The 11,092-nt window shown below is 65.3% G+C and carries 10 protein-coding genes and 1 pseudogene; 4 read left to right on the forward strand and 7 right to left on the reverse strand.

Annotation, left to right across the window (positions count from 1 at the left end; genetic code table 11):
* The coding region (locus A2J02_RS01890; RefSeq protein ID WP_068046050.1) for a nitrate/nitrite transporter at nt 1–1,188 on the reverse strand (1,188 nt) is incomplete at its 3' end.
* A gap of 237 nt (nt 1,189–1,425) precedes the next feature.
* Nucleotides 1,426–2,667: an MFS transporter gene (locus tag A2J02_RS01895; RefSeq protein WP_068046055.1), complete on the reverse strand. Its 1,242-nt coding sequence runs from the start codon at nt 2,665–2,667 to the stop codon at nt 1,426–1,428.
* Between the two features lie 81 nt (nt 2,668–2,748).
* On the opposite strand from A2J02_RS01895, the gene A2J02_RS01900 reads away from it, so the two are divergent.
* Entirely contained in the window at nt 2,749–3,438 is a 690-nt protein-coding gene (locus tag A2J02_RS01900) for a FadR/GntR family transcriptional regulator (protein ID WP_068046035.1), read from the forward strand.
* Here the strand turns inward: A2J02_RS01900 and A2J02_RS01905 are convergent.
* The 3 genes from A2J02_RS01905 to A2J02_RS01915 form a co-directional block, all read right to left on the reverse strand.
* A complete protein-coding gene (locus tag A2J02_RS01905) occupies nt 3,428–4,282 on the reverse strand; it encodes a TIGR02569 family protein (RefSeq protein ID WP_068046053.1) in 855 nt (284 codons plus the stop codon). The two genes, A2J02_RS01900 and A2J02_RS01905, sit on opposite strands and share 11 nt — an antisense overlap.
* Before the next feature lie 58 nt (nt 4,283–4,340).
* Nucleotides 4,341–5,507, reverse strand: coding sequence for an adenylyltransferase/sulfurtransferase MoeZ (moeZ, locus tag A2J02_RS01910; protein ID WP_068046038.1), 1,167 nt, complete (start codon nt 5,505–5,507; stop codon nt 4,341–4,343).
* Nucleotides 5,508–5,597: 90 nt separating this feature from the next.
* Nucleotides 5,598–6,581: a DUF3152 domain-containing protein gene (locus A2J02_RS01915; RefSeq protein WP_094642481.1), complete on the reverse strand. Its 984-nt coding sequence runs from the start codon at nt 6,579–6,581 to the stop codon at nt 5,598–5,600.
* A 396-nt stretch (nt 6,582–6,977) separates the two neighbouring features.
* On the opposite strand from A2J02_RS01915, the gene A2J02_RS01920 reads away from it, so the two are divergent.
* A complete protein-coding gene (locus tag A2J02_RS01920) occupies nt 6,978–7,631 on the forward strand; it encodes a TetR/AcrR family transcriptional regulator (RefSeq protein WP_068046045.1) in 654 nt (217 codons plus the stop codon).
* 73 nt (nt 7,632–7,704) lie between these two features.
* Here the strand turns inward: A2J02_RS01920 and A2J02_RS01925 are convergent, their stop codons facing one another.
* Nucleotides 7,705–7,932 (reverse strand): DUF3107 domain-containing protein, encoded by a 228-nt coding sequence (locus tag A2J02_RS01925; protein ID WP_068046048.1) that lies wholly within the window; start codon nt 7,930–7,932, stop codon nt 7,705–7,707.
* A gap of 106 nt (nt 7,933–8,038) precedes the next feature.
* Entirely contained in the window at nt 8,039–8,770 is a 732-nt protein-coding gene (locus tag A2J02_RS01930; RefSeq protein ID WP_179272204.1) for a ferritin-like fold-containing protein, read from the reverse strand.
* Nucleotides 8,771–9,245: 475 nt separating this feature from the next.
* Here A2J02_RS01930 and A2J02_RS01935 point away from each other — a divergent pair, with 475 nt between their 5' ends.
* Entirely contained in the window at nt 9,246–10,730 is a 1,485-nt protein-coding gene (locus A2J02_RS01935) for a DEAD/DEAH box helicase (protein WP_231893688.1), read from the forward strand.
* Between the two features lie 9 nt (nt 10,731–10,739).
* Nucleotides 10,740–11,092, forward strand: a pseudogene (locus A2J02_RS01940) (hypothetical protein); the annotation flags it as partial.

Consider the following 11,092-nt stretch of genomic DNA (forward strand, 5'->3'; position numbering starts at 1 on the left):
GAGGGCACCGGACATCTTGCGCGACCAGTGCTGTTGCTCGTCGACCGTCATGCCCTGAAGCTGAGCGGATTTCGCAGCGAATATGGCGGGGATCATCTTGTACACCGATCCGTTTCCGAGGCCCGAGAGCAGGAAGAGTGCGATGAATCCGACGACGAAGAGCACCATCACGGTGCCGCTGGCCGCGCCGGGAGTCGAATCGTCCCAGGTACTGGCCGCAACCAGAATCCCGGTGGCGAACGTCATGGCCACGAACGTGTACAGGGTGATCTTGCCGCCACCGATCTTGTCGGCGAGCTTGCCGCCGAACGGACGCGACAGCGATCCCAGCAATGGTCCGATGAACGCGATCTGAGCGGCCTGCAGCGATGCCTGCGCCTGTTGAGCGGGAGTCGCCGGTGCTCCGTCGGTGAGTCCGGCGAGGAAGTTGATCTGCAGGACCTGCCCGAACGCGAAGCTGAAGCCGATGAACGACCCGAACGTGCCGATGTACAGGAAGGCGATCCACCACGAGTCCGAGAACTTCAGCACGTCGATCATGGAGCGTCCGTTGGTCTTCTGGTTGTCCAGGTTGTCCATGTACAGCGCGGCACCGACGGCGGCAAGCGCGATGAAGACGAGATAGACGGCGCACACGATCTCGGGGGCGGTGTTGCCGATGGTGGCGATGACCAACAGGCCGATGAGCTGGATGACGGGCACACCGATGTTGCCGCCGCCCGCATTCAAGCCGAGCGCCCACCCTTTCTCGCGTTGCGGATAGAACGCGTTGATGTTCGTCATCGAGGATGCGAAGTTACCGCCGCCGAGTCCGGCGAACGCCGCAACGATGATGTAGGTGGTGTACGACGCCGGGTTCAGCATGAAGTACATGGTCAGCACGGTGGGGATCAGGAGCACCAGAGCACTGAAGATGGTCCAGTTACGGCCACCGAACTTGGCCGTGGCGAAGGTGTACGGAATGCGCAGAATCGCGCCGACGAGGGTGGGGACGGCCACCAGGAAGAACTTGCCCGCCGCGTCGATGCCGTAGACCGACAACGGCATGAACAGCACCATCACCGACCAGATCGACCAGATCGAGAATCCGACGTGCTCGGCGATGACCGACCAGATCAGATTGCGCTTGGCGATCTGCTTGCCGCCGGCCTCCCAGGCCTCGACGTCCTCGGAATTCCAGTGCGCGATGTGATGGTTGACGGAGACGGGAACTGTTCCGGGTGGAACAGTCGCCGTGGTGGCTGAGCCGGCATCTGCCGAAGCGCTGCGAGAAAGGCTGGTCACGTGTGGCCTCCTGATCGGTGTGTGAACCGAACATAGGAAAGCCATGTTGCAGCGGCGCTGCGCGCGATGACTCGTTGATTAACTTGGTCTCACGTGCCATCGAGCACCGACGTGAGCTGAAGCGTCAACGTGCACCGAACGTCACCAGGTGTCTTCGAGCATCCTCGGTCGGCAGCACAGAAATCCTCCGACCAGCAGAACCGCTACACATCCGGTCAACAGAACCAACGGCAGTCCCCAGCCCCCGGACTCGGTGTGAAGCAGACCGAACAGAATCGGACCGGTCGAGGACACCACGTAACCCAGCCCCTGGGTGAATCCCGAGAGCGAGGACGAGCCAACGGCCGTGCGCGTCCTGAGGTTGATCAGCGTCAGCGACATCGGGAACGTCATCGTGCCCAGCCCGACCAGGCACACCCACGCGACCGTACCGGCAGTCGGAGACCAGTGCAGGCCCGCGAACCCGCCGAGGTAGCACGCCGCGGCAACCATCACGATGCCGTACGGATTGCGCACGCGCGCACAGAGCGTCGGCGCGGCCAGCGACGTGATCAGTCCCATCGCTCCGAACGCCGCCACCGACGCACCGGCCAAGCCTTCTCCGATCCCCGCATCGATGAGAAGCGTCGGCAACCAGGTGAGCATGGAGTAGGTGATCAGGGAAGTCATTGCGAACATCATCACCATCCCCCACGCCAGAGAGGACCGGTGGATTCGGCCGCTCGGCGATGCGTGGACCGACGCCGACCCGGCCTCACCGGAGACGTCCTTCTCGTCGCGGCCGCGTCGGGCGATGACGACACCGAGCCACGGCAGCGCGGCGGCCAGGCCGACGACGGCCCAGATCCCGATGGAGATGCGCCAACCGTGCGCGTCGGCGATGGGGACGGCCAGCAGCGGCGGAACCATGGTGCTGACTTGCATGGCGCAGATGTAGATGGTGCTGACGACGGCGAGCCGCTCGGAGAAATACCGCTTGACCAACGGCGGGATGACGACGTTTCCGATGCCCATGCCCGCGAGAGCGATCGCGGACAGCGCGAGCAGAGACTCGGTGTTCGGCGCGAACGCACGAGTGGCCATACCGATCGTGGTCAGCGCCATCGCCAGCAGAGCTGCCCGCTCCAGGCCGGTGCGCTTGGCGAGAAGCGGCGTGGCCAGGCCGAAGACGGCGAACATCGCCGGAGGCAACATGCCGACGATGCCGATGACGGTGGTGCCGAACTGGAGGTCGGTGCCGATTCTGCCGAACAGCGGGCTGATCGAGGTGACGGCGGCGCGCAGAGTCAGGGCGGACACCACGATCGCGGAGAAGACGAGTGCTCGACCACGCACGAGCGAGGTACCGACGAGGCGGGTATCGGGGGCGGTGGGCGCACTCACCGCGTAATCATAGGATGACCGGATCATCGGGTGCAAAGCAGTACTATCGACGCTGCAACGTCCCCGGCATGAGGAGTCCACGTGCGGCAGGTCCAGCGATCGAGCCTGATCTCCCAGGTCACCGCTCAGCTGCGCGAAGAGATCACGTCGCAGCGATGGCCGGTGGGTACCCGCATCCCCACCGAACCCGAACTGTGCGAGATCACCGGCACCGGGCGCAACACTGTGCGCGAGGCCGTGCAGGCACTCGTGCACGCCGGCATGGTCGAACGCAGGCAGGGTTCGGGCACCTTCGTCATGACGTGCTCCGACCTCGGCGGAACCCTGGGAAAGTACTTCTCGGACGCCAGGCACCGCGATGTCACCGAACTACGCGAAACCTTGGAAGTCACTGCGGCGGCTCTTGCGGCCGACCGACGCGACGACGACGACATCCGTGCCATGCTCGGCGCGCTGGCCGATCGCAACGCGGCGTGGTCCGACGAAACTCCGTTGGCCGATGCAGTTCGGATCGACGCACGCCTGCACCGCGCCATCGTCGCGGCCAGCCACAACGCCATCTATCTGGAGTTCTACGATTCGCTGCTACCGGTGATCCACGACGCCATGCGCCACCACGCCATCGAGCACGACGACGATTACATCGACGAACACACGGCGCTCGTGGAGGCGGTGATCGCCGGTGACGCGGCCCGCGCGATGCAGGCCGCTCGATCACTGTTCCACGAACTCTCCGAATCACCGGCTCGCGCAGCGGAAGTCAGAGAATAAGGCGTACCAGATCCGCCGTTCGCGCCAAGCCGGGGAACGCCTCGGACGTCGAACGCGGATGAAGCGCGTGCACCGCGAGACGAAACATCAACGCGCGCAGCAACATCTGCGGCCATTCCGGTAGATCGTCCCAGCGGTTGACCAGACCGTCGTCCGCGTCACCCCAGGACAGGGCGTCCACCACGGCCACCCCGGCAGCCCAGGGCGCAGGACGCCAGTACGGGGTGATGTCGCTGATCCCTGGTGCCTCGCTACCCGAGAACAAGACCGTTCCGAACAGATCACCGTGCACCAACTGGTCCGGTGACTCGACGGGCTTGCGTAGTGTCGCAAGCTGTTTGACCAATTCCAGGCTGCTCTTGCCATCACTGGACGACGGCTCGGGTGCGCCGGCGCCGCGAGCAGAGCGCAGCGGGACCGCTTCCCAAGCAGCTCTGTCGGCAGCAACGAAAACATCCACGTCGGCCCACGGGGCCACGGGAGGCTGAACCAGAAATCGCGGTCGCTCGAGTTGCGCGGTCGCCGCGTGCAACCGCATCGACAACGAGACCACCTCGTCGTGACGAGGCTCCGGTTCGCCGGCGACGAACGTGTCTGCGCGCCAGCCCGACACGACGTATCGGCCGTCGGTCGACCGGACCGGTCGGGCGAGACGGACCCCGTCCACGGTCAATGTCTCGCGCACCTTGGCCGACCATGCGGCGCGGGCATGGTCTGCCACCGGGGACAGGACGACGTCGCCCAGACGCCATCCACCGTCCCAATCCGCACCGAGTGGTGCAGGCTCGACATCGCGCAGCCCGAACGTAGAGATCACGTGCTGAGGAGGTTCGACAGAGCTCACGAGCGCCACGCTACCGCCGATCGCGGTGCCGCTGCGGACGACGCGCACACGCGACACATCAGTACATGGGCAAACCAGGATCGATCTGCTGGGCCCACTCCACTATTCCGCCGTGCAGATGGGCGGCGTCCGAGAAACCGGCTGCCACGAGGGCGGAGAGCACCTCGGCGGACCTGATGCCGGTTTTGCAATAGAGCACGATGGGGATGTGCTGCGGTAGATCCGACATCGCCGCCCCCGACAGGATTCGACCCTTGGGAATCGAGCGCGCACCGTCGATGCGGACGATGTCCCACTCCACCGGCTCACGCACGTCGATGAGGGCGATCTCGCGACCGGACTGCATCATTGCGTGCAGCTCCGCCGGAGTGACCGATTCGCCGGTGGACTCGGCGGCCGGCACCACTCCGCAGAATGCCTCGTAATCGATCAGCTCGGTGATCGGCGTTCGATGCGGGTCCCGAGTCAGACCGACGGTTCGATAGCTCATCGCCAGTGCGTCGTAGATCATCAACCGACCCAGCAACGTCTCGCCGAGTCCGGTGATCAGCTTGATCGCCTCGGTGACCATGATCGACCCGATCGACGCGCACAGCACCCCCAGCACCCCACCTTCGGCACACGAGGGCACCATGCCGGGCGGTGGAGCCTCGGGGTACAGGTCGCGATAGTTGATACCTGCGTCGCCGGGGGCTCGATCCCAGAACACCGACACCTGCCCCTCGAACCGGTAGATCGAACCCCATACATAGGGGATCCCGACCAGCGCGGCCGCGTCGTTGACGAGGTATCGGGTGGCGAAGTTGTCGGTCCCGTCGAGCACGAGGTCGTACTGCCGAAAGAGCTCGAGTGCGTTCGACGAGTCGAGTCGAACACGGTGCAGCGTCACCTCGACGCCGTCGTTGAGTTCGAGAATCGAGTCTCTCGCGCTGTCGGCCTTCGGGCGACCCACGTCGGACCGGCCGTGGATGATCTGCCGTTGCAGGTTCGACAGTTCGACGTCGTCGAATTCCACGACGCCCAGAGTCCCGACACCGGCGGCCGCGAGGTACAGCAGTGCGGGTGAGCCCAGTCCCCCGGCACCGACGACGAGCACGCGGGCGTTGCGCAGTCGCTTCTGACCGTCGGTTCCCACACTGGGAATGATCAGGTGCCGGCTGTACCGGGCGACGTCCTCGGGCGACAGTTCGCCTGCGGGTTCGACCAGCGGGGGTAGGTGGACCACGACGCAGCGACGCTCCTCGACTCGACACGGCGGCCGGTGACCCGGCGCGACACGTTCGAATCTAACTCAGCCTGTCCGAGTTCCAGCCGATCAGCCTCGCGGGTAGGGCCACGGATTGAATCGGCATGTCTTGCCGTCCATCGGAACGACGCCCGCTGGGTCCAGTCGCGCGATGTCGTCGTTGTTCGTCCCGAACGTCTGCTGCATCATCACCGGAGCGAGCCCGCCGTCGGTCTCGCACGGTTGGTGCTGCTGGTAGCCGATCGCGTGGCCGACCTCGTGATTGATCTGGTACTGGCGGTACGAGCCGATGTCGCCCTGGAACGAGATCGCCCCACGCACCCACCTCGGCTCGTTGAGCACCACTCGCTCGATGCCGGGGTTGTAGCAGGAGACCTCGAGCTGAATGTCGTAACCGCAGGCCTGCCGGATCGACATCTGCGACGTCAGCGAGATCCTGAAGTCGGGATCGCCCTGATCGATGCGACGGAATCCGAACCGTGGATCGTTGGTCCAACTCTTGGGGTTGGCAAGGGTCTGATCCACCAATCGGCCGAACGACTCGTCGCCGCCGAACCCGACCGTGTCCACGCCGTCCTCGACCTCGACCGTGTAGGTGAACACCCGCTCGGTCCCCTGCCCCACCTGCTCCGTTGTCCCCGGCACGGTGTGCCAGGTTCCGGCCCCCTCCACCGCGAACGGACCACCGTCGGGCAGTTCACCCGACGATATCGACGCTGCGAAGTTACCGTCGGCCTGCGGCGGAACGCCGATGATTCCGGTACCCGACGTCGTATCCGAACTCAAGGTGCCGAATCCAGGATCGGCGTTGGTCGACTGCGCTGCGGTGCCGGTGACGGGGTCACCGGTCCGCACGGCATCGAACACGACGAGCGCGGTCACCACGATCAGAATCGGCACCGCGTACGCCCGCCAGCCGTAAGTGGACGCGAACTTTCCGAGCTTGCTCTGCTTCCTGATATCGCGATCCGGTCGACGACTGCGCAGCTTGACCTCGCGTTGCGTCGGATCCCACTGCGCGCGGAGCGGTTGATGCGACCCGCGACTGCCCACACTTCGTGGGAAATCGTCCGCGCGATCGTCGTAACCGTCGTCGACGCCGTCCGACTGCACACCACCGCGGATACGCGGCCCGCCTCGGTCAGTCACTCGAACACGATCTCACAATCCTCACCGCCCGCTGCTCGGCACGCCGATACCGGGAATGGAACTATCGGGTTTTCGGTACGAAAACATCGTACGAACAAACCGCTCGACATGTTCCGGTATCGCCCACTTTCCGCAACGGTCCCCCAGGATCCCGTGGGTGCCGGCCGCCACGAGTATCGTTGCCCGTGATCTGCGCTACGAGCGGTCCGAACCGACGGCCACCCGCCGGGAGTTCATGCCGGACCGTTCGTTGTCGAACCAAGACGAGCGCAGCTGTCGACGCGGATGGGAACATAATTGATGACAGATCTCGACGACCGGAGGTCTTCGGACCGGCCGGCCACCACCGGCAATCGGCGCGGCGCACGGCTGCCTCGCGATGCCCGTCGGGCGCAACTGCTCGCTGCGGCGAGCGAGATATTCGTGACCCGTGGGTACCACGCATCCGGAATGGACGAGATCGCCGAATGCGCGGGCGTCAGCAAGCCGGTCCTGTATCAGCACTTCCCCGGAAAACTCGAGCTGTATCTGGCGGTGCTGCAGAGTTACGTCGACACCCTGATCGCAGGAGTACGACAGGCTCTGCGCTCGACCACGGACAACAAGCAACGAGTTCGTGCCGCGGTGCTGGCGTTCTACGACTTCGTCGACACCGATACACAGGGATTCCGCCTGGTCTTCGAATCCGATCTGATGGGCGACCCGCAGGTCAATGCACGCGTCGAGCAGGCAACCGAAGCGTGCGTCGATGCAGTCTTCGACCTCGTTGCCCACGATTCCGGACTCGATCCCTATCGAGCTCGCGTACTGGCCGTAGGCCTGGTCGGTGCCAGTCAGTTCACTGCTCGGTACTGGCTCGAAGCCGACCGGCCGATCTCGAAGGAAGACGCCGTCGACACCACGGTTTCGCTGGCCTGGGGCGGTCTGTCGCACGTTCCCCTGCAGGCACCGTAGCCTCGCAACCCACGAACGCAACACGCCCCTCACTCGATGCGAGTGAGGGGCGTGTTCTGCGTTCCGAGCAGTCTCAGGCGGTCGCGAATCCGACCTTCCGAGAATCGGACGGACCGATCTCGACATACGACACCTTGGAAGCCTGAATCAAGAACTTGCGTCCCTTCTCGTCCTCCAACGCCAGCACTCCGTCCTTACCGGCGAAGGCGGTCGATACGAGCGCTTCGACCTCGGCCGGGGACTGCGTGCTGTTCACGACGAGCTCACGGGAACTCTCCGAAACACCGATCTTGACCTCCACGGTCAACCTCCGAACTCTCGACAACTCTGCTCACGCCAGGCTAGTGCAGCCGCACCGAGCCAGACGCCCGACGCCCTGTGCTGTCAGCGAACACAGTGCTGTGCGGTCAATCGAGGCCGAGTGAGGACATCCGCTCCGCGTGTTGTTCCTGCATGCGATCGAACAGTGCGACGACACCGTTGAGGTCTCCCGACGCGGTGATGACGAGATCGGTCAGCGACTCACGGCGAGCGAGCACGAACTGCGCCTGGGTGATGGCCTCACCGAGCAGACGACGACCCCACAGCATCAATCGCGCCTTCTCCTGCGAGCTCGCACGAACCCGATCGGACACCTCGTGCACCACGAATTCCGAGTGCCCGGTCTCGGCCAGCACGTCGCGGACGATCTCGGCCACGTCGGGGGTGAGACTGTGCGCGATCTGCCGGTAGAAATCGGCCGCGATGCCGTCGCCCACGTACGCCTTGACCAACGACTCCAACCACGTCGACGGCGTCGTCGACTCGTGGTACTCGTCCAGGGCGCGAACGAACGGGTCCATCGAGGCGTAGACGTCGAGACCACGATCGGACAAGGCTCTCTGCAACGTCTCGAAGTGGCTCATCTCCGCAGCCGCCATGCTCGCGAGCGCGACGCGACCCTCCATCGACGGAGCCATTCGAGCGTCGTCCGCCAGGCGATAGAACGCGGAAATCTCGCCGTACGCGAGCACTGCGAACAGATCCGGAATACCGGGGTGATCGTGCGCGATCGACGGCTCGACTCGATCCGACTCGGGCGACTCGACGACAGTGGTGGGTGAAACTGCGGACGACGGCTCCGACGAATGGGCTCCCATGGCTGGCAATCGTAGTCCGGTGCCCGACGCCTCGTCGCGGCGCGCGCTGGACCTACCGTGACCTGCCGACAATGGAGAATTCCGTTCGGCAAGCTACCATGGTGCTCGATCGTCACTCGCGGACCGATGAAACGGACCGAAGAAGCACACGACGGTCATCGATAATGTGTGCGCACCTGATCCGGGTCGCCTCGACAGCTTCGCCGCAGCGAACATCGCAGTTCGCGGCCGCGCTGAGGCTGACGGCGACATCACATCGGATCGAGGGCATCGACTTCGGCCGGCAATAGGCCTATGCCCTTCCTCGTGCGCACGTTCGACCACGAGGAAGGCCAGTCCCCTGAGCAAGATAGTCATCGACCAAGAATCCGACACCGGCGACACCACGCTGTCGGCGCAGCTGGACGACAAGCACGTTCCCCCCACTTTCGCCGAACTGAACGTTGACCCCACCATCGTTCGCGCGCTCTCCGAGATGGGAATCGAGCGCACGTTCGCCATCCAGGAGTTGACGCTGCCGCTCGCCATCGCGGGCGACGACCTCATCGGTCAGGCACGCACCGGAATGGGCAAGACGTTCGGCTTCGGTGTGCCTCTGCTGCACCGACTCGCCACGGACAACTCCGGTACCTCCCCGCTCGACGGCACTCCCCGCGCCCTGGTGATCGTGCCGACCCGTGAACTGTGCGTTCAGGTCAGCTCCGACCTCGAGAACGCATCCAAGTACCTCAGCGGCGCGAACGGCCCCGTCAAGGTGCTCTCCATCTACGGTGGCCGTCCGTACGAGGCGCAGATCAGCGCGTTGCAGAACGGCGTCGACGTCGTCGTCGGCACCCCGGGCCGACTGCTCGACCTCGCCAAGCAGAACCACCTGATCCTCGGCAAGGTCGGAGTCCTGGTCCTCGACGAGGCCGACGAGATGCTCGACCTCGGGTTCCTCCCCGACATCGAGCGCATCCTCGGCATGGTTCCCGACAAGCGTCAGACGATGCTGTTCTCGGCGACGATGCCCGGCCCCATCATCACTCTGGCCCGGACGTTCCTGACTCAGCCGACGCACATCCGCGCCGAAGAGGCGGAGTCCTCGGCCGTCCACGACCGCACCGCCCAGCACGTCTACCGGGCCCACGCCCTCGACAAGGTCGAGATGGTCGCCAAAGTTCTCAAGGCCGAGGGTCGCGGCGCGACCATGGTGTTCACCCGCACCAAGCGCACCGCCCAGAAGGTCGCCGACGAGCTGGCCGAGCGCGGATACTCGGTCGGTGCCGTGCACGGTGACCTCGGCCAGGTCCAGCGCGAGAAGGCCCTCAAGTCGTTCCGGACGGGCAAGATCGACGTTCTGGTGGCGACCGACGTCGCGGCCCGCGGTATCGACATCGACGACGTCACCCACGTCATCAACTACCAGTGCCCCGAGGACGAGAAGACCTACGTGCACCGCATCGGCCGCACCGGCCGTGCCGGGCGCACCGGCATCGCGGTCACCCTGGTCGACTGGGACGACATCCCCCGTTGGCAGCTGATCGACAAGGCGCTCGATCTCGGCATGCCGGATCCGGTCGAGACCTACTCGAGCTCGCCGCACCTGTTCACCGACCTCGGTATCGCCACCGACGCCACCGGCACGGTACGCAAGGCACCCTCGCGCGCCCCGGAGAAGGCGGACGACGGCGAGGCGACGGCAGCGCCTGCGGCCGACGCGTCTTCGGCTACCAAGCCGCGCCGCTCACGCAGTCGGCGTCGCACCCGCGCAGGGCAGGACGGCGACAACACCGCCGCAACCAGCGTTGCGCAGAACGATTCCGCACCGGCAACGAAATCGGTTGCCGCACAGTCGGATACGTCCGATGCGGCGTCCGCGGACACGGTCGCCAAGACTGCGCCGCGCCGCCGCAGGCGTCGTCGCCCCAGTGGATCGTCCGCCGACGCCGGACCCTCGACTGCGAGCGCGTCGGAGTAATCTCCCGCCGTGCTGGCTCCAGAACGAAGGACGAGAACCGACCTCCTCGTCGCCGCCGTCATCGCGGTGGTGGTAGTGGTTGCCGCGAGCATCGCCTGGTTCACCGGTGATGCTCGCGGAACCACATCGATCCCGGCCGACGAGCCGCTGGCTCAGGCCGAGCCCGCGCTCGCGGTGCCCACTGCGCTCACCGAACTGTGGCGTGCGCCGAGTGCAGCGACGGATTCGACGCGAACCCCACTCCCTGTCGTCACCGGATCCACGGTGGTGACGGCGGACGGGGGCTCCGTCCTCGGCCGCGATCCACGGTCAGGAGAGCCATCCTGGTCGTACTCGAGAGATCTCCCGCTCTGCTCGGTGGT

The organism is Rhodococcus sp. EPR-147 (assembly GCF_001647185.1).
Classification (GTDB): Bacteria; Actinomycetota; Actinomycetes; order Mycobacteriales; family Mycobacteriaceae; genus Rhodococcoides.

What these genes read in the sequence shown, in the direction of transcription:
- A2J02_RS01920 (WP_068046045.1), top strand. Translation starts at nt 6,978, where the DNA reads ATGACAGATCTCGACGACCGGAGGTCTTCGGACCGGCCGGCCACCACC.
- A2J02_RS01930 (WP_179272204.1), bottom strand. Translation starts at nt 8,770, where the DNA reads ATGGGAGCCCATTCGTCGGAGCCGTCGTCCGCAGTTTCACCCACCACT.
- A2J02_RS01935 (WP_231893688.1), top strand. Translation starts at nt 9,246, where the DNA reads ATGGGAATCGAGCGCACGTTCGCCATCCAGGAGTTGACGCTGCCGCTC.